Source organism: Magnetospirillum gryphiswaldense MSR-1 v2, from assembly GCF_000513295.1.
GTDB classification, from domain to species: Bacteria; Pseudomonadota; Alphaproteobacteria; order Rhodospirillales; family Magnetospirillaceae; genus Magnetospirillum; species Magnetospirillum gryphiswaldense.
The window spans coordinates 230,422-256,251 of the sequence record NC_023065.1 but is presented as its reverse complement, the minus strand read 5'-3'; the positions used below and the strand labels follow the sequence as shown (position 1 = coordinate 256,251).

Genomic DNA, 25,830 nt, shown 5'->3' with positions numbered 1-25,830 from the left:
ATGCCCATCAAGGTCGAGATCATCGGTGACACGCCCGGCCAGGCGGGCTTGAAAATCATCGGCCTGGGCGGGACCAATCCGGGCCTGGGCCAGATGCGGCTGACCCGCATCAACGGCAAGACCAGCCTGGGCGCCGACCGCCAATGGCACAACGAGGAACAATGGCTGCCGCTGCCCGAATTGTTCGGCGAAGGCAATGCCCTGGTCGGTCGCGTCGGCCCCGATCTGGTCGATCCGCTGGCCCTGCTGGGGCCATCGGACATCGTCGGATTGACCGTGCGCCTTGATGGCCGGGAGGAAGAAGGCCGGGTCAAGACCGACAAGCTGTTCGGCTCACACCTGCAAGCCAGTATGGCCCCCGCCCCCGAGATCGTGGCACCACCGCCGGAACCCGAGCCGGAGCCGGAACCCATGCCCGCCCCCCAGCCGGTCTTCGCGGGCGAGCCGCCCATTTCGTCGCAACCGGCGGAACGCGACACCTCGAAGCTGCCGCTGATCGCCGCCGGCATCGCCGCTTTGCTGGTGGCCGGCGGTATCGCCGCCTATTTCCTGCTGTTCAGCAAAAAAGATGAAACGCCGGTGGCCCAGGATAATGCGCCGGTGGTGACGCAAACCGCCGAAGCGCCCAGCGAGATCAACACGCGCGAGGATCTGGCCAAGTACATCCAGGCGACGCCCGAGGCCGACAAATCCTATCAGACGGCGTTGAAGCTGGTGGAACGGGGCAAGCTGGATTTCGCCATGCTGCTGTTCCAGCACGCGGCCCGTGGCGGCAGTGCCGAGGCCGGCTTGGCGGTGGCCCGCATGTACGACCCGGAAAGCTGGAGCACCAAGACCAGCCCCATGCCCCAGGCCGATGCCGAAACCGCCGCCTATTGGTATGAACCGGCGGCCCAGGCCGGCAATGTGGAAGCCCAGCGCCAGTTGGGCAAGATCATGGTCGGGTTGACCCCCAGCGGTTTCCAACACGACAAGGGCCGCGACTGGCTGAAGAAGGCCGCCGATGCCGGCGATGCCAAGGCCAAGGAATTGCTGGAAAAGCTGAAATGATCCGCACGATCCCCACTTTGGCCGCCCTGGCCGCCCTCGGCGCCGTTTTCACCGCCCATCTGCCGGCTGCGTTCGCCGCCGAGCGCGCGCCCTTGCTGATGGAAGGCAAGAAGACGCTGTATCAGCGCGTGCTCAGCCGCCCCGGCGCCGTGCTGAAACGTCAGGCCGGCGACGGCCCCGGCGCCCAGCAACCGGCACTGACCCGCTTTTACGTCTATTCCCGCCAAAAGGTCGGCGGCGTGGATTGGCTGGAAGTGGGCCTGACCGCCAAGGGCAAGACCGACGGCTGGCTGCGCGAGGATTTGACCTTGCCGTGGAAGCAGCAACTGACCCTGGCCTTCACCAATCCGGCCGGGCGCGACCGCGCCTTGATGTTCAACGACCGCAAGGACCTGGCCGCCATCGTCGAGGCCGACAAGCCGGGGCAAATGGTGCAGCCGCTGCGTAAGGCCATGGATTCGGGCAAGGGCGATCCCAGGGTGGTATCGCAGGAGCCGGCCACCCATGTGGACATCACCAAGCAATTCTATCTGCTGCCCATCCTGGACGCCGAGGAAACCTTTTCCGGCCAGGGCCACCGGGTGCGGCTGCTGCACATCGCCTCGGTCAGCGCCCAGGCCGACAAGAAAGACAGCAATGCCGGCACCGACAAGAACCACGCCAGCCTGTTGAAGAACTTCCGCGCGGCGGTGGTCTTCGTCATCGATTCCACCATGTCCATGGACCCCTATATCGACCGCACCCGCAACGCCGTGCAGCGCATCACTGAAAAGATCGACAAGGCCGGTCTGGCCGACCGCGTCAAGTTCGGGCTGGTCGCCTTCCGCTCCAACGTGCAGGCGTCGCCGGGGCTGGAATATACGTCACGGCTTTATGCCGACCCGTCCCAGGTCAAGGACGGCCAGGACTTCCAAAAGCGCGTCGCCGGACTGAAGGGCGCCAGCGTCTCCACCGCCCGTTTCAGCGAGGATTCCTATGCTGGCCTGATGACGGCGGTCAATCAGGTGCCGTGGACCGATTTCGGCGGGCGTTACGTGGTGCTGATCACCGATGCCGGGGCATTGCGCGGCGGCGATCCGCTGTCGTCGACCAAGCTGGATGCCGAACAGGTGCGACTGGAAGCACTGCATCGCGGTCTGGCCATCTATACCCTGCACCTGAAGACGCCGGCGGGTAAGGACAACCACGCCGAAGCGGAATCCCAGTACAAGGTGCTGTCCGGCCACCCACTGCTGTCGGCGCCGCTTTATTATCCGGTGGATGCCGGCGCCGTCGATCAGTTCGGCCGAATGGTCGACACCCTGGCCGAAACCATCGTCGCCCAAGTCAACGGCGCCTATCGCGGCGAGGAGACGGCGGGCGCCGCCCGTACCGCCGATCCCAATTACAGCAAGTCGGCGCCCAAGGACGAGGGTAGCCGCATCCGCATGGATGCCACCATGCTGGGCCACGCCATGCAACTGGCCTATCTGGGCCGGGTCGAGGGCACCAGGGCGCCGCCCTTGTTCAGCGCCTGGGTCACCGACCGCGATCTGGTCAAGCCCGACATCGCCACCACCGAGGTGCGGGTGCTGCTGACCAAAAGCCAGTTGTCGGACATGCAGCAGGTGCTGCAAAGCATCGCCAAGGCCGGTCAGGCGGCGCAATTGTCGCCCAACGACTTTTTCGCCCGCATGCGTTCGGCGGCGGCGGTTTTGGGGCGCGACCCCAATGCCATCAACAACCCCAACGCCGTCAAGCTGGCCGACCTCGGGCTGATGGGCGAATATCTCGACGGCCTGCCCTATCGCAGCAAGGTGCTGGATATCGACCAGCAGACGTGGTCGAGCTGGAGCATCAGCCAGCAACAGGCCTTTTTGGACGAGGTGAACCGCAAGCTGCGCCTGTACCAGATTTACCATGACGACGTCGATCGCTGGGTGGCGCTCGACGGCGGCGCCGATCCGGGCGAGGCGGTCTATCCGCTGCCGCTCGACGCCTTGCCCTGACATCATGACCGACCGCCTGCTCGACATCTCTGATCTGGTGTGCCAACGCGGCGGAGCCGAGGGCTTCGCCCTGGCCATCGACGCGCTGTCGGTGCATCGGGGCGAGGCGGTGGGCATCACCGGCCCGTCGGGATCGGGCAAAAGCACATTGCTGGACGTGGTCGGGCTGGTGCTGCGACCAAGCCGTCCGGGCCGCTTCACCCTGGCCGGCAGCGACGTCGCCGCCTTGTGGGCGGGCGGGCGCCAGACCGATCTGGCCCGGCTGCGGGCGCAATCCATCGGCTATGTTTTGCAAACCGGCGGTCTTCTGCCCTTCATCACCGTTTTGGACAACATCCGGCTGTCGCGCGATCTGCTGGGCCTGCCCGCCGACCCGAACGGCGAAAAGCGACTGATCGATGCCCTGGGGCTGGGCGGATTGCTGCACAAGAAACCGGCCATGCTGTCCATCGGCGAACGCCAGCGCGTCGCCATCGCCCGCGCCCTGGCCCACCGCCCGCCCCTGGTCCTGGCCGACGAGCCCACCGCCTCGCTCGACCCCACGCATGCGGCGGCGGTGATGCACTTGCTGCTGGCCCTGGCCGCCGAATTGGGCCTGGGCGTGGTGGTGGTCAGCCATGATTGGGATCTGCTGTCCCGCTTCGGCCTGCGCCGGGTCGAGGCGCAACCGGGCGGCAACCAAACCCGCTTCGCCGGCTGACGGAAGGAGGACCACGATCATGCGCCTGCTTCCCCCCCCCGCCCTCAGCACCTGGCGTCTGGCCGTGGCCGATTTTATCCATGATTGGCGGGTGTCGGCCTGTCTGGTCCTGGCCCTGGCCGCCGTGCTGGCGCCGCTTCTGGTGCTGTTCGGGCTGAAATCGGGCATCGTCACCACCTTGCGCGACCGCCTGCTGGCCGATCCGCGCAATCTGGAGGTGATGATCGTCGGCACCTATCAGTTGGGGCCGAAATGGTTCGCGGAATTGCGCACCCACGGCGACACCGGCTTTATCATCCCGCGCACCCGCTCGCTCGCCGCCACCTTGGATTTGGTGGGGGAAAACGGTCGGTCCCTGGCCGGGGCGGAAATGGTGCCCTCGGCCAGCAATGATCCGTTGCTGCGCGGGCAAGCGCCGCCCCAGGGCCAGGACCGCATCTTGCTGAGCCACAGCGCCGCCCGCCAATTGGGGGTGAGTGCCGGCGGCACCGTCACCGCCCTGATCTCGCGCACATTGGGCGGCGAACGTCAGGCCCGGCGCCTGCCGCTCACCGTCGCCGCCATCCTGCCGGAAGCGGCCTTCGGTCGCGACGCGGCCTTCGTCTCGCTGGATTTGCTGGTCGCCGCCGAGGATTACCGCGATGGCCGCGACACGCCCCTGGCCGTGGGCGAGCGCCCGTTTTCCAGTGCCCGGCTGTTCGCCCGCTCCCTCGACGGGGTGGCGGGGCTGGCCGACCGCCTGCGGGCCGAGGGGCTGGAGGTGCGCACCCGCGCCGACGACATCGAGATGGTCAAAGCGGTGGACCGCACCTTGGGTTTCATCTTCGCCATCGTCGCCGGGTTGGCGGTGGGCGGCTATGTGCTGTCGCTGGCTTCCAGCCTGTGGGCCAATGTGGACCGCAAGCGGCGCGAACTGGCGCTGATGCGGCTGTTGGGCTTTCCGCCCGTGGCCGCCCTGGCCTTTCCCGCCATCCAGGCCGGGCTGATCGCCGTGGCCGGGGCCGTGCTGTCGGTGATGCTGGCCTATGGCGTCGCCCACTTGGTCAACGTGTCGCTGGCCAGCAACCTCAACCGCGAGGAATTCGTCTGCCTGCTGCGCCCCATGGATGTGGCGGTGGCGGTGGCGGCGACCTTCATCCTTGCCCTGATCGCTTCAACCTTGGGGGGATATCGTGCCCTGCGCATCGATCCGGCGGAAAGCCTGCGTGATGTTTGACCTTCGCCCCCTTGCCCTGGCGGCCCTGTTCGCCCTAGCGCCGGGGATCGCCGTCGCGGCGGAGACCTGGGACGACAAGCTGTTCAACCCCAAGCCCGCCGATGGCGACGTGGTGCTGCCCTTGCCCTGCGGCGGCGCCATGGCCTTTCGCAAGCTGTCGGTGCCCGGTGATTCCGTCTATGCCGATTATGCGGTCACCATCGGCATCCAGGACGAAGCGCGCGGCTTCGCCGAAGGGGCGCGCACCGCCCATGTGGCCGGCAGTTTCAGCGACGGCAAGACCCAGCGTTATGTGCTGATGGCCAAATACGAAGTGACCGAGGCCCAGTACGAGGCGGTGATGGCCGGCGGCGACTGCCCGGCCAAGCCCAGCATGGCCAAGCGCCTGCCCAAGACGGAACTCAGTTGGATCGATTCCGTCAATTTCGCCGACCGCTACAGCCAGTGGCTGCGCAAGAACGCTGCCGCCAAGCTGCCCAAGGAAGACGGCGAGATGGGCTATGCCCGTCTGCCCACCGAGGTGGAATGGGAATTCGCCGCCCGGGGCGGCATCAAGGCGTCGCCGGCGGAATTCAACGAACGCCTGTTCCCCATGCCCGAGGGCATGGCCCGCTATGTGTGGTTCGCCGGCAGCCAATCGGCCAACGGCAAGCCGCAACTGACCGGGCTGTTGCAGCCCAACCCGTTGGGCCTGCACGACATCTTGGGCAACGTCGACGAAATCGCCCTCGAACCGTTCCGCCTCAGCCGGTTGGATCGTCTGCACGGTCAGGTCGGCGCCTTCGTCGTCCGGGGCGGCAATTACCTGACCGCCGAAGCCGACATGCGCGCCAGCTATCGCCAGGAAGTGCCGTTCTATGACGGCGACGCGCCGCGCCGCAGCAAGACCACCGGCCTGCGCATCGTGGTGGCGGCACCGGTGCTGACCTCGGCGGACCGGCTGCGCGCCGCCCAAGCGGGCTGGAGCAAGCTGGGCGCGGTCTCCGCCCCCGACAACAAACCGACCGAGGCCAAGGCCAGCGACGACCCGCTGGAGGAATTGGCCTTGCTGGCCAAGTCCTCACCCGACACAGCGACCAAGACCCGGTTGCAGAACCTGCAAACCAGCCTGCGCGCCAACATCGCCGCCCGCGACGAACAGCGCGACCGCGCCGCCAAGGCATCGTTGCGCCTGGGCGCCTTCTTGGGCCGCAAGCTGGCCGATGACAGCCGCGCCGTCGATGCCCTGGCCAAGCTTTATAAGGCCCGCGTCGATGGCGGCAATGCCGACGACCCGCGCACCAAGGCGTTCAAGGACCAATTGGACCGCGAACAGGCGGTGATGGATGGAAACTTGCGCTATTATGCCGATTCATTGATCCGCACCGCCGAGGATTATGGCCCCGAGGTGCTGAAACGGCAGATGCAGATTTTGCTGGTCGAACTGCAAGGCATGGGACTGGGCGAACTGAAGCCATATTTGGACCGTAATTTCGCCCATGTTTCGGCATATCAGAAGGACCGGAAAGTGGCGCGCAGCCAGTGGCTGGCGGACTGGAACAAGATGCAATGAGGACCGAGGGGAAAAAGATGATGAACAAGTCCGCCAAGGCCGTGGCGCTGTCGCTTTCGGTCAGCCTGCTGCTGTCCGCCTGCCAGACCACCGGCGCCAACAACCGTCCGCTCACCCCGGCCGAACAACGCATGCGCGAGCAGGCCGACACCTATAACCAGACCATCTTCGAAGGCGCCGCCGCTGGCTGCGCCGCCGGCATCCTGGCCGGCATCCTGATCGGTGCCGCCGGTGGCGGCAAAAAGAACACCATGCTGGCCGACGGCGCCATCGGCTGCGTCGCCGGTGCCGCCATCGGCGGCGGTGTCGGCGCCTATGTGGCCGACAAGCAGGAAAAATACGCCACCAAGGAAGAACAGCTGGATTCCATGATCGCCGACGTCAAGGCCGAGAACCAGCGGCTGGCCGGTCTGGTCACCGCCACCCAGCAGGTGATCGTCGCCGACAAGGCCCGCCTGGACCAGATCGACAAGGATCTGGCGGCGGGCAAGATCACCATGGCCCAGGCCAAGGAAAAGATCGCGGCGGTGGACGACAACAAAGCCTATCTCGACAACACCATCGCTGAATTACGCAAGCGCCAGACCAATTATGCCGACGCCGCCAGCCAGACCACGCGCGGCGCCCCGAAAAGCAAGGTCCGCGCCATGAACGAGGAAATCAGCACCCTGGAAAAGCAGATCGCCCAGCTTGAGGCGGAACGGGATTCGCTGGCCCAGCGCCGCACCGTCTCCCGCGTCGGCTGAGAAAGGAAAGCCCCATGACCATCCTGCGCCTGTTGGCCGTTCTCGGCCTGACCACCACCTTGGCCGCCTGCGCCACCAATGACGACCCGGCCAAGGGCGGCTTCTTCTCGGGCATGAAGAACCTGTCCGACGGCACCTATGACAAGCGGGTGAACGAGCGGCAGAAGACGCTGGAAAACGAGCAAGACGTCAATTTGCAGCAAACCCGCTCGCTCGAACGCGCCAACGCCCAAAGCGCCGACGTCAAGGCCGAGCGCGACGCTGCCGAAGCCCGCTATGCCAGCTTCCAGCGCGAACTCACCACCATGCGCAGCCGTCTGGCGGCGGCGGAAAAGGCCAATGCCAAGAAAAAGGCCGAGGTCGCCGCCCTCAACCAGCAGATCGACGGCTTGCAGGCCAAGACCAACATGGTCGAGCAAGACAGCGTCACCAATGAGGCGGAAAAGCAAAAGCGGCTGGAAGCCTTGCGCCGCGAACGCGAGGCGCTGAACCGTGAAGTGGATTTGCTGATCCGCCGTTAGACCGTAAACCATTCGAAGAAGATGGAGCAAAGAGCATGGGGTTTTGGCCACGTTTGCTGATGACCGCCGCCTTGCTGGCCTCGGCAGGGAATGCCTTTGCCCAGACCCCTGATCCGGTGGCGGAGAAAGAGGCGCAGGTCCAGTCGCTGCGGCAACGGGCGGAAGCCTTGAAAGCCGCCTTGGCTGGCGATGTCTGCGCCGACCCGGCCGCCGCCGCCTTGTTGAAGGCTGGCCCCACCGCCCTCGGGGACGGTAAAGCCGACACGATCGCTAAAATCGACACGCCCGCCGCCGAAGTGAAGGGCGACGTCCAGCCCCTCTCGCGCAAGGATCTTGTCGACCGTCTGCACAAGGCGGTAGTGCTGGTGATCGCCGACAACGACACTGGGTCGGGCTTTTTCATCACCCCCGACATCGTCGTCACCAACAACCATGTGATCAGCAGCGCCAAATCGGGCCAGGTGATGGTGATCGGGCGCGGCCTTGCCGCCCCCATGCCGGCACAGATCATCGCCCGCACCAACAGCCAGGGCCAGAACGAACGCGACTATGCCATCTTGCGGGTGAATGGAGTCAAGGCCGGCACCACCTTGCCGCTGGTGCTGGATGCGGGCGAATTGTCCAACGTGGTCGCCGCCGGCTTCCCCGGCCTGCTGCTGGACACCGACATGAATTTCCGCGCCCTGATCAAGGGCGACATGAAGGCCATGCCCGAACTGGCCATGAGCCAGGGCGCCATCATGGCGGTGCAGAACCGCGACCGCGGCCTGCCGGTGATCGCCCATTCCGCCCCCATCTCGGGCGGCAATAGCGGCGGCCCGCTGGTGGACATGTGCGGGCGGGTGCTGGGGATCAACACCTTCATCAATGTGGCCATAAAGCAAGGGACCAGCGCCGGTTTCGCGCTGGCCGCCAATGATCTGACCAATTATCTGCGTGCCAACGGCGTCAGCCCCACCATCGCCTCGGGTGGGTGCACCGGGAAATGACCCTCGTCAGCGATTGATGAAATTGGCCGGTCGCTTTTCGGCGAAAGCGGCCATGCCTTCCTTGCGGTCAAGGATGGCGAAGGTGGAATGGAACAAACGGCGCTCGAAGCGCACGCCTTCGGCCAGAGTGGTTTCAAAGGCGGCGTTGACCGCCTCTTTGACCATCATGGTCACCGGCAGCGACAACGACGCGATCTTTTCCGCCGCCTTCAGGGCTTCCGCCTCCAGATCGGCCAGGGGCACGATACGGCTGACCAGACCGGCGCGCTCGGCCTCGGCGGCATCCATCTGCCGACCGGTCAGGCACATCTCCATGGCCTTGGCCTTGCCGACGGCGCGGGTCAGGCGCTGCGAGCCGCCGGCACCGGGCATGGTGCCCAGATTGATTTCCGGCTGACCGAATTTGGCGTTGTCGGCGGCGATGATGAAATCGCACATCATCGCCAGTTCGCAACCGCCACCCAGGGCATAGCCGGCCACCGCCGCGATCACCGGCTTCCTGATAGTGGTCACGTGGGTCCAGCCGGTGTTGCAGAAATCCTGGAAATAGACGTCCATGAAGGACAGATCCTTCATTTCCTTGATGTCGGCGCCGGCGGCGAAGGCCTTGGGCGAGCCGGTCAGGACGATGCAGCCGATGCCGTCGTCAGCCTGGAACGCATCCAGGGCCTGGGCCAGATCAATGAACAGCGGGGTGGACAGGGCGTTCAGCGCCTGCGGGCGGTTCAGCCGGACCAGGCCGACTTTTCCATGGGTTTCCACCAGGATGTTTTCGTAAGCGGTCATGAAAAATCTCCCTGTTTCTTTTCATGACACGGATGGACACGGATAAACACGGATAGACGAAGAAGATTAATTCATCCGTGTTTATCCGTGTCCATCCGTGTCACTTGATGAATTACTGCGCCGGCATGCGCACGGCGCCATCCAGGCGGATGGTGCTGCCGTTGAGCATGGGGTTATCGATGATGGACAAAACCATGCGGGCGTATTCTTCCGGCAGGCCCAGACGATGGGGGAACAAGGTGGACGCCACCAGCGAATCCAACACTTCTTGCGGCATTCCGTTCACCATGGGGGTGCCGAAATAACCCGGAGCGATAGCCATGACACGGATACCGGCGGGGGCGAATTCACGCGCTGCCGGCAACGACAGGCTGGCGACGCCGCCCTTGGACGCGGCATAGGCGACCTGCCCGATCTGACCGTCGAAGGCGGCGATGGAGGCGGTGTTGACCACCACGCCGCGTTCGCCGGTGTCCAAGGGCTCCAGTCCCAGCATGTCGGCGGCGGCCAGCCGCATGACGTTGAAGGTGCCGATCAGGTTGATCTGGATCACCTTGGCGAAAGCGTCAAGCGCCAGCGGCCCCTTGCGTCCGACCACCTTGCCCGGCGTCGCCACCCCGGCGCAATTGACGGCGATGCGGGCGATGCCGTGAGCTTCGCGGGCGGCGGCCAGGGCTGCTTCCACCGATTCGGCGCTGGTGACGTCGCAGACCAGGCCGATGCCGCCGATTTCGGCGGCGACAGCCTGGACATTGGCCTCATTCAGATCGAGCACGGCGACCTTGGCGCCCTGCTTGGCCAAGGCGCGGGCGGTTTCGGCGCCCAGGCCCGAGCCGCCGCCGGTGACGATGGCGGCCACGTTACGGATGTCCATGAAAGTCCCTCCCTGGGATTTTGTTTTTAAAACGTCAGATCGCCGCAGGCCGGTATGGTGGCGAAAGCCCGGGTCACCGCCTCGTCGCTGGCGGCTTCAGTCCAGACCGGCTTACCATCCTTGTCGATGATCACCGCGCGGATGCCTTCGATGAAATCCGCCGCCGGGGCATAAACCTGCGACAGGCGGAATTCCATGCCCATGCAGGCATCGAAATCCAAGGCGCCGCCCCGATTGATCTGCATGAACGCAACCTTGCCAGCGGTGGGCGACTTGGCCAGGATGGCGGCCAGGGTGTCGGCTGCGAACCCCTCTCCTTCCGCCGCCAGGGCTGCCAGCACACCATTGAAGCTGGAGGCCGCGAAGCAACGGTCGATGACCGCACCATGCGCCGCCAGGGGGGCCGGTCCCGGATCGCGATGGAACTCGTCCAGCACCGCCTTGACGTCGTCCGCCTGGGCCAAGGCCGCGCGCAATTCTCCCAGCCGGGCCGAGTCGACGTAATGGGTGGCGATGCCGGCATGCAGGCAATCGGCGGCCTTCAATCGTGCGCCGGTCAGGCCCAGATACAGACCGATCTTGCCGGGGCAGCGCGGCAGGAAATAGGCGCCGCCCACATCGGGAAAAAAGCCGATGCCGGTTTCCGGCATGGCGAACAGCGTGCGTTCGGTGGCGACGCGATAGCGCCCATGCACCGAAACACCGACGCCGCCGCCCATGACGATACCATCCATCAGGGCGATATAGGGCTTGCCATAGGTCTTGATCTTGCGGTTAAGGCGGTATTCGTCGCGATAGAAGGACGCGACGTACTCCATCTGCCCGGCCTTGCAGGCCTCATACAACGCCCGAATGTCGCCGCCGGCGCAAAACGCCTTTTCCCCCGCCCCTTCGATGATCACCGCACCGACGCTGTCATCATTGGCCCATACATCCAGTTGCGGATGCATGGCATGGACCTGATCCAGGGTCAGGGCATTCAACGCCTTGGGCCGGTTGAGGATGATACGCCCCAGATTGCCCACCCGCTCGAAGATGATTTCCGCCGCGCTCACGACGCCTTCTCCAGGCTGGCTTTCCACATCTCGGCGTAAGACTCGCGCAGTACGTTCTTTTGCACCTTGCCCATGGCGTTGCGCGGCAATTCGGGCACGAAGACCATTTGCTTGGGCACCTTGTAATTGGCCAGCCGGCCCTTGAGATCGGCCAGCATGGCACCCGCCGACAAGTCCCGGCCCTTCTCGGCGACGATGACGGCCAGACCCGCCTCGCCGAAATCCGGGTGCGGCATGCCAATGACGGCGGATTCGACCACCCCGTCCATGCGGTCGATGGCGTCTTCCACTTCCTTGGGATAGACGTTGTAGCCGCCCGAGATGATCAGATCCTTGGCCCGTCCGACGATGGCGACATAGCCGTCGCTGTCGATAACGCCCACATCGCCGGTCTTGAAGAAACCGTCAGCGGTGAATTCCGCCTTGGTCTTTTCCGGCATGTTCCAATAGCCGATGAAGACGTTGGGGCCTTTGACCTCGATGCCGCCGACCTCGCCCTGGGGCAGAGTATTGCCGGCCTCATCGGTGATGCGGACCTGCATGTCAGGCAAGGCCGGGCCGACGGTACCGGCCTTGCGCGCCCCCACCAGCGGGTTCGAGGTGAACATGCCGCCCTCGGTCATGCCATAACGTTCCAGGATGGTATGGCCGGTGCGGGCGGCGAAGTCGTTGAAGGTCTCGCTCAACAGCGGCGCCGAACCGGAAATGAACAGCCGCATATGGCGGCAGGTGTCCGGGTTCAGCCGCGGGCTGGTCAGCAGGCGGGTATAGAAGGTGGGCACGCCCATGAACACACTCGCCTGCGGTAACAAATCCAACACCTGCTCGGCGTCGAATTTGGCGCAGAAGATCATCGGGCTGCCGTTCAACAACACGCAATTGGTGGCGACGAACAGGCCATGGGTGTGGAAGATGGGCAGCGCGTGCAGCAATACGTCGTCGGGCTGCCAGCCCCACAATTTGTGCAGGGTCTGGGCATTGGCGGCCAGATTGTCATGGCTCATCATCGCGCCCTTGGGCCGTCCGGTGGTCCCCGACGAATAGAGGATCGAGGCCACCTCGCCGCCGGTGCGCTCGATGGTGGTGAAATCCGTCGACTGACCGGCGGCCTCATCGACCAGGGTGCCGCTGTTGTCGGCCCCCAGGGTCAGCAACCGCGCCTTGATGCCGGTCTTGTCGACGATGGCTTGCAATTGCGCCGCCCGTGCCGGCTGGCAGATCACCGCCGCCGGCGCCGCGTCGGACAGGAAGAATTCCAATTCCTCGGGCTGGTAGGCGGTGTTGAGGGGCAGCAGCACGGCGCCGGTGCGCAAGCAGGCCATGTAGACGAAAATCGCCTCGGGCGACTTTTCCACCTGCACCGCCACCCGGTCGCCCGGGGTGACGCCCGACGCCACCAGCACATGGGCGAACTGGGCCGAGCGGGCCTCGAGGTCAGCATAGGAATAGGTGACGGCATCGGGAACGATGATGAAGGGGCGCGAACGGTCGGCGGGAAAGCGCGACTGGAACAGCGCGAACAGATTGCCGGGCATGGGTGAACATCCTCCCTGGAACGGTCGGCTCTGACGGCCGACGCGAAATTCAGCGTCCAAGGACTAGCACAGGGATGTTCGTCAGACCAGAGCTTTGTATCCAGAAAATTACATTCTTGGATACAGACTATCGCATGATGGATACGAATTCCGAGAAAATATCCGCCTGAATGGTCACATGCTTGCGCATGGCCGCCTGGGCACGGTCGGGATCGGCGGCGATGATGGCATCCAGAACCTCGCCATGCTCGGCACAGGATTCGTCAATGCGCTTGGGGTGATTGAGCTGGTAGCGGCGATAGGGGGCGAGACGCGAGAACAGCGAGCGGGCCATGTCCTGCAACACCACATTGTGGCTGCCCTTGTAGATGGCCTCGTGGAAGGCATGGTTGACGGCGTAATATTCGTCCAGTTCGCGCGCCTGACACAGCACCCCGGAACGGGCATGCATGGCCTCCAACGCCGCCTTTTCCTCGACCGACATCCGCCGCGCGGCGTAGCGGGCGCAAAGCCCCTCAATGTCGCTCATTACCTCGAACATCTGCACCATGCGGTGCAGATCAAGGGGGGCCACCTCGGCCCCTTGACGCGGCTGTTTGACCACCAGACCGGAATAGACCAGTTGCAAGATGGCCTCGCGTACCGGGGTGCGCGACAGACCGAAGCGCGCCGCCAGACTTTCCTCGTCCAGCCGGGTGCCGGGCCGCAGCGTGCCCGAGAAAATCTCGGCCTCGATCACCTGACGGATCTCGTCGGCCCGTGTCGATGACTTATCATTCTTCTTGGCTGCCATATCCCCTCGCCTCCCGTTCGCTGCGGGACTTTATATACCTTTCGCCCAAGGTACCCAAGTTGCGCATTTTTCGCACACAAAAAAATACACTTGCGTATACAGACACTGGACTGCCGATTTGCGTTGTGTTACCCCTGAGCCATCGTCCAACAGGAAACCGACAGAGTTTCCGAGGACGAGAGGCAACGTACGGGAGGTGGGTCAATCATCCCTCTTGCGTCGCCATTAAAAAAACGTATGTTCGTTTTTGAACACGCAGGGATGAAACCGAGATGCAGTTCAGCCTGACCGAAGATCAGGAAGCCTTCCAGAATGCCGCCCGCGATTTCGCCGCCGGCGAGATGGCGCCCCATGCCGCCCATTGGGACGAAGAGGAAATCTTCCCCGTTGATGCGTTGCGCAAGGCGGCTGAACTGGGTTTCGCCGGCATCTACGTCAAGGAAGACGTGGGCGGATCGGCGCTGACGCGGCTGGATGCGGCGCTGATCTTCGAGGAACTGGCCGCCGCCTGCCCGTCCACCGCCGCCTATATCTCCATCCACAACATGGCGGCGTGGATGATCGACAGCTTCGGCAGCGACGACCAGCGCGCCCGCTGGCTGCCCGACCTCACCCGCATGAGCAAGTTCGCCAGCTATTGCCTGACCGAGCCCGGTGCCGGGTCGGATGCCGCAAGCTTGCGCACCAAGGCCGAACGCGACGGCGAATATTATGTGCTGAACGGGTCCAAGGCCTTCATTTCCGGCGGCGCCTCGTCCGACGTCTATGTGGTGATGGTCCGCACCGGCGGCCCCGGCCCCAAGGGCATTTCCTGTCTGGTGGTGGAAAAGGGCACACCCGGCCTGTCCTTCGGTAAGCCGGAAAAGAAGCTGGGCTGGAAAAGCCAGCCCACCTGTGCCGTCATCTTCGAGGATTGCCGGGTGCCGGTGGCCAACCGCATCGGCGCCGAGGGCGAAGGCTTCAAGATCGCCATGAAGGGGCTGGACGGCGGGCGGCTGAATATCGGCGCCTGTTCCTTGGGCGGCGCGCGCGAATGCATCCGGCTGGCGGTGGACTACACCAACCAGCGCCAGCAATTCGGCCAAGCCGTCAGCGCCTTCCAGAACACCCAGTTCCAATTGGCCGACATGGCCACCGAGTTGGAGGCGGCGCGCCTGTTGCTGCACCGGGCCGCTGCCGCCCTGGATGCCAAGGAGGCCAACGCCACCACCTTGTGCGCCATGGCCAAGCGTCTGGCCACCGATACCGGTTTTTCCGTCGTCGACCGGGCGCTGCAATTGTTCGGCGGCTACGGCTACATCAAGGAATACCCGATCGAGCGGTATCTGCGTGATCTGCGCGTGCACCGCATCCTGGAAGGGTCCAACGAAATCATGCGCGTCATCATCGGCCGGGCTTTGACCCAGGTCTAAAAACAAAACGGCGCGAACAGGGAAGGAGACGAGGATATGGCTATGATTGGCTTCATCGGCCTGGGCAACATGGGCGGCCCCATGATGCGCAACCTGCTGAAGGCGGGACACAAGGTCCGCGCCTTCGACCTGTCGGAGACGGCGAAAAAGGCCGCCACCGAGGCCGGCGCCACCGTGGTGGACAAGGCCGCCGACACGGCGGAGGGTGCCGACGTGGTGGTCTCCATGCTGCCCGCGGGCGAGCATGTGAAGTCGGTCTATCTGGGCGAAGCCGGCGTGATGGCCCGCGCGCCCAAGGGCTGCCTGTTCATCGACAGTTCGACCATCGACGTGGCCAGCGCCCGCGAGGTGGCGGCGGCTGCCCTAGCCAACGGCCAATTGATGGTCGATGCCCCGGTCTCGGGTGGCGTCGGCGGGGCCGAGGCCGGCACGCTCACCTTCATGGTCGGCGGCTCGGACGACTCCTTCGCCAAGGCCCTGCCCATCCTGGAAGCCATGGGCAAGAATATCGTCCATGCCGGCGGCGCCGGTAACGGTCAGGCCGCCAAGATCTGCAACAACATGCTGTTGGGCATTTCCATGATCGGCACCTGCGAGGCGTTTGCCCTGGCGGAAAAGCTGGGCCTGGACGCGCAGAAGCTGTTCGACATCTCGTCCAAGTCGTCGGGGCAAAACTGGTCGATGACCAGCTATTGCCCGGTGCCCGGCCCGGTGCCGACCAGCCCGGCCAACCGCGACTATCAGCCCGGCTTCGCCGCCGCCATGATGCTGAAGGATCTGAAGCTGGCGGTGGAAGCGGCCAGCAAGGCCGGCGCCTCAGTGCCCCTGGGCAGCCAGGCCAGCCAGCTTTATGCCCTGTTCGCCGGCGCCGGCCATGCCGGCACCGACTTTTCCGGCATCATCAACATGTTGCGGGGGGCGAAATGAGCACCACCTCGCCGCTGCTGGAGGTCCGCGACGTCTCGCTTGGCTTCGGCGGCGTCCGCGCCCTGACGGAAGTGAACTTCCACGTCAACAAGGGCGAATTGTTCTCGATCATCGGCCCCAACGGCGCCGGCAAGACCTCCATGCTCAATTGCGTGTCGGGCCGCTATAAGCCCACCGCCGGGCGGGTGTTCTTCGAGGGCCGCGACGTCACCGGCATGACGCCCAACCAGCGCGCCACCATCGGCATCGGCCGCACCTTCCAGAATCTGGCGCTGTTCGGCCATATGAGCGTGCTCGACAACATCATGGTCGGGCGCCACCACCTGTTGAAGAACAACTTCCTCACCGGCGGCCTGTACTGGGCCGGCGCGCAAAAGGAAGAGTTGGCGCATCGCCGCAAGGTGGAAGACATCATCGACTTCCTGGAAATCGCCCATATCCGCAAAGCCACCGCCGGCACCCTGTCTTACGGCTTGCGCAAGCGGGTGGAACTGGCCCGGGCCATGGCGGTCGAGCCCAAGATCATCCTGCTGGATGAACCCATGGCCGGCATGAACCTGGAAGAAAAGGAGGACATGGCCCGTTACATCGTCGATCTGAACGAGGAATGGGGCATGACCGTGGTGATGATCGAACACGACATGGGCGTGGTCATGGACATCTCGCATCGGGTCATCGTGCTGGAATTCGGCCGCAAGATCGCCGATGGCCTGCCCGACGACATCATGAGCAATGAACGCGTGAAGGTGGCCTATCTCGGCGTCGACGAAGACGAAGAGAAAGCCGCCGAAGCCGTGGCCTGACAGGGGAATGACGATGAGCCACGACTATAACGATACCGCCAAGTTCGACACTTTTCCCAAGCTGTTGTGCGAAAACGCGCGCCGCTGGCCCAACGACGTGGCCATGCGGGAAAAGGAATTCGGCATCTGGAATCTGTTCACCTGGACCGATTACCTGAACGAAGTCCGCCGCCTCGCCCTGGGCCTGGCCGCCACCGGAGTGAAGCGCGGCGATGTGGTCGCCATCTTGGGCAAGAACCGCCCGGAATGGGTGTGGGGCGAATTGGCCGCGCATTCCATCGGCGCGCTGTCCATGGGCGTCTACCAGGACAGCATGAACGCCGAAGTGGCCTATCTGCTCAATTACACTGCTGCCACCGTGGTGCTGGCCGAGGATGAGGAGCAGGTCGACAAGCTCCTGGAAATCGCTCCCGAGGTACCCAGCCTTCGCCACATCGTCTATTTCGACCCGCGCGGCATGCGCAAGTATCAGGACGACAAGCTGATCTTCGCCGGCGATTTGCGGGCCAAGGGTGACGAACTGGCCGCACGCGAACCGGGCCGTTTCGAGGCCGAAGTCAATGAAGGCAAGGGTGATGACGTCTCGGTGCTGGTGACCACCTCGGGGACCACGTCGAACCCCAAGCTGGCCATGCTGCAATCGGGGCCGTTCCTGCGCCATTGCACCGCCTATTTGCGCGCCGATGAAAAGAGCGCCGGCGAGAATTACGTCTCCATGCTGCCGCTGCCGTGGATCATGGAGCAGATTTACGCCGTCGGTCAGCCGCTGGTCTGCCGCAACATCGTCAATTTCGTCGAGGAACCGGAAACCCAGATGCCCGACATGCGGGAAATCGGCCCGCATTTCGTCCTGCTGGCGCCCCGGACCTGGGAAGCCATCGCCGCCGAGGTCCGCTCGCGCATGATGGATTCGACCCGCTTCAAGCGTTTCATGTTCGACCTGGGCATGAAGCTGGGCATGCAGGCGCTGGACCAGGGCAAGCGCTCGTGGCTGGCCGACCGCATCCTGTTCAAGGCGCTCAGGGACCGCATCGGTTTCAGCTATCTGAAGTCGGCGGCCACCGGCGGCGCCGCCCTTGGTCCCGATACCTTCCGCTTCTTCCTGGCCATGGGCGTGCCGCTGCGGCAAATCTACGGCCAGACCGAACTGGCCGGCGCCTATACGGTGCACCGCGGCCACGACATCGACTTCGACAGCGTCGGCATTCCGTTCGACGACGCGCAATTGCGCATCGACAATCCCGACCATAACGGCGTCGGTGAAATCGTCGCCCACACCGACGGCATGTTCACCGGCTATTACAAGAACCCGGAAGCGTCGAAGGCCGACATCGTCGACGGTAATTGGCTGAAGACCGGCGATGCCGGCTATATCAAGAAGGAAAACGGCCATCTGGTGGTCATCGACCGCATCAAGGATCTGGCCACCACCACCCATGGCGTCCGTTTCTCGCCCCAGTTCATCGAGAACAAGCTGAAATTCTCGCCGTTCATCGCCGAGGCGGTGATCCTGGGGGCGGAAAAGCCCTATCTGTCGGCGCTGGTCTGCATCCGCTATTCCATCGTGTCGAAATGGGCCGAGCAAAAGGGCATCGCTTTCACCAACTACACCAATCTTTCGGCGCAAGAGCAGGTCTATGAATTGCTGCGCTCGGAAGTGGAGAAGGTCAACGCCACCCTGCCCGAGCCCCAGCGCATCCGCAAATTCCTGCTGCTGTACAAGGAACTCGACGCCGATGACGGCGAGTTGACCCGCACCCGCAAGGTCCGCCGCGGCGTCATCAACGACAAGTACGGCGACATCATCGATGCCATGTACGCGAACCGCCCGATGGTGCCGGTGGATGCGGTCATCACCTTCCAGGACGGCTCGACCACCAGGGTCAAGACCGAGCTCAAGGTGATCACCCTGCTGCCGCCCCCCACCGTCGCGCAAGCCGCCGAATAGGAGTTGCCCCCATGTCCGGCAATCTGCTTTTCCAATTGCTTTTGAACGGGCTCATCGTCGGTACGCTGTACGGCGTGGTCGCCATGTGCTTCGTGCTGATCTACAAATCCACCCAGGTGGTCAATTTCGCCCAGGGCGAGTTCCTGCTGATCGGCGCCTGGACCTGCTGGTGGCTGGTGGTCGACGCCGGCCTGCCGTTCTGGTTCTCGTTCCCGCTCACCTTCCTGTTCATGATGGTGTTCGGCATCGCCCTGCAAATGGTGGTGCTGCGACCCTTGATCGGCGAGCCGATCATCTCGGTGATCATGGTCACCATCGGCCTGTCCATCTTCTTCCAGTCGGTGACTAAGTGGATTTTCGGCGCCGACGTCCAACCCTTCCCGGAAATCTTCCCGGTCAAATCGGTGGACGTGCTGGGGTTGCAGGTGCAGCCGGCCTATCTGATGAGTCTGGTGGTTTCCGTCCTGGTCATGGCCGGCTTCGCCTGGTTCTTCAAGTATTCGCGCATGGGTCTGGCCATGCGGGCCACCGCCTTCAACCAGCAGGTGGCGCAATCCTTGGGCATCTCGGTCAAGAACGTCTTCGCCATGGCCTGGGCCATTTCCGCCATGGTCTCGGCCCTGGCCGGCGTCGTCGTCGGCATGGTCAACGGCGTGTCGGGCGCACTGTCGTTCTTCGGCATCAAGGTGTTCCCGGCGGTGATCGTCGGCGGGCTTGATTCCATCATCGGCGCCATCGTCGGCGGCCTGATCATCGGCTTGCTCGAAAACTTCGCCGAATACGTCGACGGCCAATGGCTGCATCTGGGCAACCTCTACACCGTGGCGCCGTTCTACGTGCTCATCATCATCCTGATGATCAAGCCCTACGGCCTGTTCGGCACTCACAAGATCGAAAGGGTCTAGGCCGATGATCTCCTCCAGCCTTATCCCCTGCGGTCAGTTCAAGACCTCGTACGCCAAGGACACCACCATTTTCGACACGCCGGTCATGCGGGCGTGGGCAGTGGCCGGCGTATTGTTCCTGATCGCCGCCCCCAGCTTCCTCAACAATTATCACCTGAGCATCCTGATCCAGATCGGCTTCATGGGCATCGCCGCCCTGGGCCTCAACATCCTGGTCGGCTATACCGGGCAGATCTCGCTGGGCCATGCCGGGTTCTTCGGCTTCGGCGCCTTCGCTTCCGCCTGGCTCAACAATTCCTTCGGCGTCCCCGTGGTGCTGGCCATGCCGCTGGCCGCCGTCATGACCACCGTGCTGGGGCTGCTGTTCGGCATTCCCGCCGGGCGGTTGAAGGGGCTGTATCTGGCCATCGCCACCTTCGCCTCGCAATTCATCCTGGAAGACTTCTTCGCCCGTGCCGATTGGTTCTCGGGTGGGTCGTCGGGCGCCGCCGCCGCCCCGGTCAATCTGTTCGGCTATGAATTGTCGGGCGACAAGGGCTTCTTCTACGTGGTGCTGTTCTGGGTGGTGGTGATGTTCCTGATCGGGAGCAACCTGCTGCGCACCCGCGACGGCCGCGCCTTCATCGCCGTGCGCGACCATTATCTGTCGGCCGAGGTCATGGGCATCAACCTGACCAAGTACCGCATCCTGTCGTTTGGCCTGTCGTCGTTCTATGCCGGGCTGGGCGGGGCGCTGTACGGCCATTACCTGGGCTTCGTCTCGGCCGAGGGCTTCACCATCCTGATGTCCATCGAATTCCTGGGCATGATCATCATCGGTGGCCTGGGCTCGGTCGCCGGCACGCTGATGGGCACCACCTTCATGGTGCTGCTGCCGGAAGTGATGGAAGGCGGCGTAAGCATCGCCAAAAGCCTGATCGGCGGCGATGTCAGCTGGCTGAACGAGGGTCTGGCCTATATCAAGCAGGCCTCCATCGGTCTGGCCATCATCTTGTTCCTGATCTTCGAACCCGACGGGTTGATCCACCGCTGGCGGTTGGGCCGCTCGTACTGGAAGCTTTATCCGTTCTCGTACTAACCAACAACGAGCCCCCCAAGGGGCCTGTCAAATCCAACACATTGGGAGGAAACACGAATGCGTAATCTTCTTCTGGCCTCTGCCGCTGTGACCCTGGTCTGCACCGGTACGGCCCAGGCCGCCGACATCGCTATCGGCCATCTGGCCGATCTCACCGGCGCCACCGCCTCGGTGTCCAAGCCGTTCGCCGCCGGCGTCGCCGACGCGCTCAACTACATCAATGCCAATGGCGGGGTGAAGGGCGACAAGATCGCCTTTGAAACCGTCGACTATTCCTATCAGGTGCCGCGCGCCATGGCGCAGTACAAGAAGTGGACGTCGGAATCCAAGCTGGCCGCCATCCAGGGCTGGGGCACCGGCGACACCGAAGCGCTGGTTTCCTCGGTGGCCAAGGATGAAATCCCCTATTTCTCCGCCTCCTATTCGGGTCACCTGACCGATCCGCAGGGCAAGACCTCGGCCAAGGCGGCGCCTTACAACTTCTTCTACGGTCCCAGCTACACCGACGGCTGTCGCGGTCTGGTGGAATGGGCCGCCGCCGATTGGAAGAAGAAGGGTGGCAAGGGCCAGGCCAAGTTCGTCCACATGGGCGACAACCACCCCTATCCCAACGCCCCCAAGGATGCCTGCGGCGCCTATGCCAAGGAAAAGGGCTTCGAGATCCTGAACCCGATCCAGTATTCTCTGAAGCCGGGTGACTTCAAGGCGCAGTGCCTGAGCCTCAAAGAATCGGGCGCCGATTACGCTTATCTGGCCAACACCTCGGGTTCGACCATCTCGCTGCTGAAGAGCTGCGAGACGGTGGGCACCAAGGCCCAGTTCATGGGCAATATCTGGGGCATGGACGAAGCCGGCCTCAAGGCCTCGGGCGAAGCCGCCAACGGCATGACCTGGGTCGTCGCCGCCACCACCTGGGCCGACACCACCCCGGGCATGACCTTGGTGCGTGAAATCTCCAAGCTGTCCGACCCGTCGGGCAAGGAAGAGCGCCCCAGCCACTACATGCGCGGCATCTGCTCGGCCTTCTACATGAAGGAAGCCATGGACATGGCCACCACCATGCCCGGCGGCGTCACCGGCGCCAACATCAAGGCGGCCATGTACAAGAAGTCCAATTGGGTCCCCGCTGGTCTGGAAGGCGTCTGCCTGCCGTCCACCTGGAAGGCCGACGATCATCGCGGCACCACCCAGGTGATGGTCTATCAGGCCGCCATCAAGGGCGAGGACGTGAAGATGACCAAGGTCTACGCCGCCGAACTGCCCCGCCGCCCCGAGTGGCTGGGCTGGTAATCAGCGTCTGAAACCGGGTGGTCCGGTCCGCCGGACCACCCCTTTTCCCTTCTGTACCAAGGTGCCCGATCATGGCTGAACCCGCCATCAAGCTCGCCCCGGAAGAATCCCTGCTGTCGGTCAACAACATCGAAGTCGTCTATGACGACGTCATCCTGGTCTTGCGCGGCGTCAGCCTGGAAGTGCCCAAGGGCAAGGTGGTCACCCTGCTTGGTCCCAACGGCGCCGGCAAATCGACCACGCTCAAGGCCATTTCCGGCCTGCTGGCCACCGAGGACGGCGAGGTCACCCGCGGCTCGATCACCTTCGAGGGCGAGGAAATCGCCAACAAGAACCCGGAAGACATCGTCCGGCGCGGCATTTTCCAGGTGATGGAAGGCCGTCGCATCGTCGAGGACATGACCTGTCTGGAAAACCTGCGCCTGGGCGCCTTTACCCGCCGCGACGGCGGTGCCGCCATCCGCAACGACATCGACATGGTCTACAATTATTTCCCCCGCCTGAAGGAACGTACCGGCATGGCCGGCTATCTGTCGGGCGGCGAACAGCAGATGCTGGCCATCGGCCGCGCCCTGATGGCGCGCCCCAAGATGATCTTGCTGGACGAGCCGTCCATGGGCCTGTCGCCTTTGCTGGTCAAGGAAGTGTTCGGCATCATCGAGCAGCTTTGCCACGATCTGGGCATCACCATCTTGCTGGTGGAACAAAACGCCCGCATGGCGCTGAAGGTGGCCGATTTCGGTTACATCATGGAATCCGGCAAGATCATGCTGGACGGCGCCAAGGAAGACCTGATCAACAACGAAGACGTCAAAGAGTTCTATTTGGGCGGCGACAAGGAACGCAAGTCGTTCAAGAACCTGAAATCCTACAAGCGCCGCAAGCGCTGGCTGTGAAGGCGCCCGTCCAATGACCGAATTTTTCGACGCCAAGGAAACCCGTTCCGCCGACGAACGCGAATCCGCCCTGTTCGCCGCCCTGCCCGGCCACATCAATCATGCCAAGGCCAACGCGCCTTATTTCGGCACCTTGCTGGCTGATGTCGACGCGGGCGCCGTCACTGACCGTGCGGCCCTGGCCCGCCTGCCGGTGACGCGCAAATCCGACCTGATCGATCTGCAACAGGCCAACACCCCGTTCGGTGGCCTGAACGCCACCGCCAAGGGCAAGCTGTACCGCGTCTTCGCCTCGCCCGGTCCCATTTATGATCCGGAAGGCTGGGGCAAGGATTGGTGGCGCATCGCCCGCGCCCTTTACGCCGCCGGCTTCCGCGGCGGCGATCTGGTGCATAATTGCTTTTCCTACCACTTCACCCCCGGCGGCATCATGTTCGAGACCGCCGCCCATGCCCTGGGCTGCCCGGTCTTCCCGGCGGGTGTCGGCAACACCGAGCAGCAGGCCCGTGCCGTCGCCGATCTGAAGCCCGCCGGCTATGCCGGCACGCCGTCCTTCCTGAAGATCATCCTGGAAAAAGCGGTGGAGATGGGCCTCGACCATTCGTCGCTGACCAAGGCCTGCGTCTCGGGCGAGGCGTTGTTGCCGCCCCTGCGGCAATCCTTGAACGATCTGGGCGTCGACGTGGTGCAGGCCTATGCCACCGCCGATCTCGGCCTGATCGCCTATGAAACCATGGCCAAGCAAGGTCTGGTGGTGGACGAGGACATTATCGTCGAAATCGTCCGCCCCGGCACCAATGATCCGGTCACCCCCGGTGAAGTCGGCGAAGTGGTGGTGACCAGCTTCAACCCCGATTACCCGCTGATCCGCTTCGGCACCGGCGATCTGTCGGCGGTACTGGCAGGCCTTAGCCCATGCGGGCGCACCAATATGCGCTTGAAGGGCTGGATGGGCCGCGCCGACCAGACCACCAAGATCAAGGGCATGTTCGTCCATCCGCGCCAAGTGAACGACGTGGCCAAGCGCTTCGACGCCGTGACCCGGGCCAAGCTGGTGGTGGAAAAGGTGGGTGATGGCGATGTCATGACCCTGCACGTGGAAAGCAACGATCACAATGATGCCCTGGCCGCCGCCCTGCGCGAGGCCCTGCAATCGGTGTGCAAGCTCAAAGGCGATATCGCCTTCCATATTCCCGGCGCCTTGCCCAATGACGGCAAGGTCATCGAAGACAAGCGTTAACGCAGAAGGAACAGCCCATGTCCGTTTCGACCTCCATCGAGCTTGACCCCTTCAAGCTGGCCCAGGCCCTGTCGGGGCTGAACTTTGTCGCTGGCGCGTTCCATCCCGCCGCCTCGGGCAAGACCTTTGCCGTCAACAACCCGGCCACCGGCCAGGAAGTGGCGCGGGCACCGTTCTCGGAAAAGGCCGATGTGGATGTGGCCGTGGCCGCCGCCAAGAAGGCGCAGAAGGAATGGGCCAAGCTGCCGGCGCGCAATCGCGGCAAGCTGGTGGCCGAATGTGGTCGGGTGCTGTCCGAACACGTCGAGGAACTGGGCCGCCTGATCGCGCTCGAAACCGGCAAGGCACTTCGGACCGAAAGCCGGATCGAAGCCAGCGTGCTGGCCGACATGTTCGTGTTCTTCGGCGGTCTGGCCAGCGAGTTGAAGGGCGAGACCGTGCCCTTCCACCCGGACATGATGACCATGACCGTGCGCGAGCCGGTGGGCGTGGTCGGCGCCATCATCCCATGGAACGTGCCCTTGCTGCTGATGGCCATGAAGGCCGCCGCCGCCCTGGTCGCCGGCAATGCCGTGGTGGTCAAGTCGGCGGAAGAGGCGCCGTTGACCGTGCTGCGCGTCACCCAGATCATGAACACCGTGCTGCCGTCGGGCCTGTTTTCCATCCTGGCCGGCTTCGGCCCGGAATGCGGCGCCCCCCTGGTCGAACACCCCGATGTCAAGAAGGTCACCTTCACCGGCTCGGTCGAGACCGGCAAGATCGTCTACAAGGCCGCCGCCGAAAAGCTGATCCCGGTGACCCTGGAACTGGGCGGCAAGAGCCCGATGATCATCTGCGCCGACGCCGACATGGACAAGGCGGTGGCGGGCGCCATCGCCGGCATGCGCTTCACCCGCCAGGGCCAAAGCTGCACCGCCAGCTCGCGCATTTTCGTCCATGAAAGCATCCACGACGAGTTCGTCGCCCGCGTGCGGGAAAAGGTCGATGCCATGGTCATGGGCGACCCGCTGGATGAAAAGACCGATATCGGCACCATCATTTCCGACGGTCAGTTCGACCGGGTGAAGTCCTATATCGCGCTGGGCCGCGAGACCAAGGGCGCCACCGAGATCGTATTGTCGGCCATGCCCACCGATGCCAAGCTGGACAAGGGTTTCTTCGTCCAGCCGCGCATCTTCACCGGCATCACCAACAACGACCGCATCGCGCGGGAAGAAATCTTCGGCCCGGTCTGCTGCGTCATCAAGTGGTCGGATTTCGACGAGGTGATCGCCGCCGCCAATGACAGTGATTACGGTCTGGCCGCCACCATCTGGACCACCAATCTGAAGATGGCCATGGACGCCACCCGCCGTCTCGAAGCCGGTTTCGTCCAGGTGAACCAGAATCTGGTGGTGCAGCCCAACCTGTCCTATGGCGGTGTCAAGGCCTCGGGCCTGGGCAAGGAAGCGTCGCTGGAATCCATGCTGGAACACTTCACCCACAAGAAGACCATCATCATCAACATGCAGTAAAAGAGGGCAGTC

23 protein-coding genes are annotated in these 25,830 nt (G+C 63.8%); 18 read left to right on the top strand and 5 right to left on the bottom strand.

All coding sequences use genetic code 11. The annotated features are described in order from the left end of the window. From MGMSRV2_RS01170 to MGMSRV2_RS01135, 8 genes are read left to right on the top strand one after another with little or no spacing between them, the layout of a single operon-like run. Entirely contained in the window at positions 1–1,050 is a 1,050-nt protein-coding gene (locus MGMSRV2_RS01170; RefSeq protein WP_024078476.1) for an SEL1-like repeat protein, read from the top strand. Continuing rightward, positions 1,047–3,038, top strand: a complete 1,992-nt coding sequence (locus MGMSRV2_RS01165; RefSeq protein WP_024078475.1) for a vWA domain-containing protein — start codon at positions 1,047–1,049, stop codon at positions 3,036–3,038. Before MGMSRV2_RS01170 ends, MGMSRV2_RS01165 begins: the two co-directional genes overlap by 4 nt. A 4-nt stretch (positions 3,039–3,042) precedes the next feature. Further along, positions 3,043–3,738 carry an ABC transporter ATP-binding protein gene (locus MGMSRV2_RS01160; RefSeq protein ID WP_024078474.1) on the top strand — a complete coding sequence of 232 codons (696 nt, stop codon included), beginning with the start codon at positions 3,043–3,045 and terminating at the stop codon, positions 3,736–3,738. A gap of 19 nt (positions 3,739–3,757) precedes the next feature. Next, on the top strand, positions 3,758–4,954 hold the full coding sequence (locus MGMSRV2_RS01155; RefSeq protein ID WP_024078473.1) for an ABC transporter permease: 1,197 nt from the start codon (positions 3,758–3,760) through the stop codon (positions 4,952–4,954). Further along, entirely contained in the window at positions 4,947–6,506 is a 1,560-nt protein-coding gene (locus MGMSRV2_RS01150) for a formylglycine-generating enzyme family protein (RefSeq protein WP_041633370.1), read from the top strand. Before MGMSRV2_RS01155 ends, MGMSRV2_RS01150 begins: the two co-directional genes overlap by 8 nt. A gap of 17 nt (positions 6,507–6,523) precedes the next feature. Next, positions 6,524–7,252, top strand: coding sequence for a hypothetical protein (locus tag MGMSRV2_RS01145; RefSeq protein WP_024078471.1), 729 nt, complete (start codon positions 6,524–6,526; stop codon positions 7,250–7,252). A gap of 14 nt (positions 7,253–7,266) precedes the next feature. Then, positions 7,267–7,773, top strand: coding sequence for a hypothetical protein (locus MGMSRV2_RS01140; RefSeq protein ID WP_024078470.1), 507 nt, complete (start codon positions 7,267–7,269; stop codon positions 7,771–7,773). Positions 7,774–7,808: 35 nt separating this feature from the next. Continuing rightward, positions 7,809–8,762: a S1 family peptidase gene (locus tag MGMSRV2_RS01135; RefSeq protein WP_024078469.1), complete on the top strand. Its 954-nt coding sequence runs from the start codon at positions 7,809–7,811 to the stop codon at positions 8,760–8,762. A 6-nt stretch (positions 8,763–8,768) separates the two neighbouring features. Here the strand turns inward: MGMSRV2_RS01135 and MGMSRV2_RS01130 are convergent, their stop codons facing one another. The 5 genes from MGMSRV2_RS01130 to MGMSRV2_RS01110 all read right to left on the bottom strand — a co-directional run bounded on the left by MGMSRV2_RS01130 (position 8,769) and on the right by MGMSRV2_RS01110 (position 13,805). Beyond that, entirely contained in the window at positions 8,769–9,548 is a 780-nt protein-coding gene (locus tag MGMSRV2_RS01130) for an enoyl-CoA hydratase (RefSeq protein ID WP_024078468.1), read from the bottom strand. 112 nt (positions 9,549–9,660) lie between these two features. Continuing rightward, entirely contained in the window at positions 9,661–10,422 is a 762-nt protein-coding gene (locus MGMSRV2_RS01125) for an SDR family NAD(P)-dependent oxidoreductase (protein ID WP_024078467.1), read from the bottom strand. Positions 10,423–10,448: 26 nt separating this feature from the next. Further along, positions 10,449–11,477, bottom strand: a complete 1,029-nt coding sequence (locus tag MGMSRV2_RS01120) for an enoyl-CoA hydratase/isomerase family protein (RefSeq protein ID WP_024078466.1) — start codon at positions 11,475–11,477, stop codon at positions 10,449–10,451. Next, positions 11,474–13,012 (bottom strand): malonate--CoA ligase, encoded by a 1,539-nt coding sequence (locus MGMSRV2_RS01115; protein WP_024078465.1) that lies wholly within the window; start codon positions 13,010–13,012, stop codon positions 11,474–11,476. The genes MGMSRV2_RS01120 and MGMSRV2_RS01115 overlap by 4 nt, the downstream gene beginning before the upstream one ends. 127 nt (positions 13,013–13,139) lie before the next feature. Then, positions 13,140–13,805: a GntR family transcriptional regulator gene (locus tag MGMSRV2_RS01110; RefSeq protein WP_024078464.1), complete on the bottom strand. Its 666-nt coding sequence runs from the start codon at positions 13,803–13,805 to the stop codon at positions 13,140–13,142. 272 nt (positions 13,806–14,077) lie between these two features. On the opposite strand from MGMSRV2_RS01110, the gene MGMSRV2_RS01105 reads away from it, so the two are divergent. The 10 genes from MGMSRV2_RS01105 to MGMSRV2_RS01060 all read left to right on the top strand — a co-directional run bounded on the left by MGMSRV2_RS01105 (position 14,078) and on the right by MGMSRV2_RS01060 (position 25,818). Next, complete coding sequence (locus MGMSRV2_RS01105; RefSeq protein ID WP_024078463.1) at positions 14,078–15,217, top strand: acyl-CoA dehydrogenase family protein; 1,140 nt, start codon at positions 14,078–14,080, stop codon at positions 15,215–15,217. Between the two features lie 36 nt (positions 15,218–15,253). Then, positions 15,254–16,144, top strand: coding sequence for a 3-hydroxyisobutyrate dehydrogenase (gene mmsB / locus MGMSRV2_RS01100; RefSeq protein WP_024078462.1), 891 nt, complete (start codon positions 15,254–15,256; stop codon positions 16,142–16,144). Then, positions 16,141–16,947 carry an ABC transporter ATP-binding protein gene (locus tag MGMSRV2_RS01095; RefSeq protein WP_024078461.1) on the top strand — a complete coding sequence of 269 codons (807 nt, stop codon included), beginning with the start codon at positions 16,141–16,143 and terminating at the stop codon, positions 16,945–16,947. The genes mmsB and MGMSRV2_RS01095 overlap by 4 nt, the downstream gene beginning before the upstream one ends. A gap of 13 nt (positions 16,948–16,960) precedes the next feature. Continuing rightward, entirely contained in the window at positions 16,961–18,895 is a 1,935-nt protein-coding gene (locus MGMSRV2_RS01090; protein WP_024078460.1) for a long-chain fatty acid--CoA ligase, read from the top strand. An 11-nt stretch (positions 18,896–18,906) separates the two neighbouring features. Next, positions 18,907–19,800: a branched-chain amino acid ABC transporter permease gene (locus MGMSRV2_RS01085; RefSeq protein WP_024078459.1), complete on the top strand. Its 894-nt coding sequence runs from the start codon at positions 18,907–18,909 to the stop codon at positions 19,798–19,800. Positions 19,801–19,804: 4 nt separating this feature from the next. Further along, on the top strand, positions 19,805–20,878 hold the full coding sequence (locus tag MGMSRV2_RS01080; RefSeq protein ID WP_024078458.1) for a branched-chain amino acid ABC transporter permease: 1,074 nt from the start codon (positions 19,805–19,807) through the stop codon (positions 20,876–20,878). 57 nt (positions 20,879–20,935) lie between these two features. After that, on the top strand, positions 20,936–22,168 hold the full coding sequence (locus MGMSRV2_RS01075; RefSeq protein WP_024078457.1) for an ABC transporter substrate-binding protein: 1,233 nt from the start codon (positions 20,936–20,938) through the stop codon (positions 22,166–22,168). Positions 22,169–22,239: 71 nt separating this feature from the next. Continuing rightward, entirely contained in the window at positions 22,240–23,064 is an 825-nt protein-coding gene (locus MGMSRV2_RS01070; RefSeq protein WP_024078456.1) for an ABC transporter ATP-binding protein, read from the top strand. Positions 23,065–23,077: 13 nt separating this feature from the next. Beyond that, entirely contained in the window at positions 23,078–24,304 is a 1,227-nt protein-coding gene (locus MGMSRV2_RS01065; protein ID WP_024078455.1) for a phenylacetate--CoA ligase family protein, read from the top strand. A gap of 17 nt (positions 24,305–24,321) precedes the next feature. Next, on the top strand, positions 24,322–25,818 hold the full coding sequence (locus MGMSRV2_RS01060) for an aldehyde dehydrogenase family protein (RefSeq protein WP_024078454.1): 1,497 nt from the start codon (positions 24,322–24,324) through the stop codon (positions 25,816–25,818). The last annotated feature ends 12 nt before the right edge of the window (positions 25,819–25,830 follow it).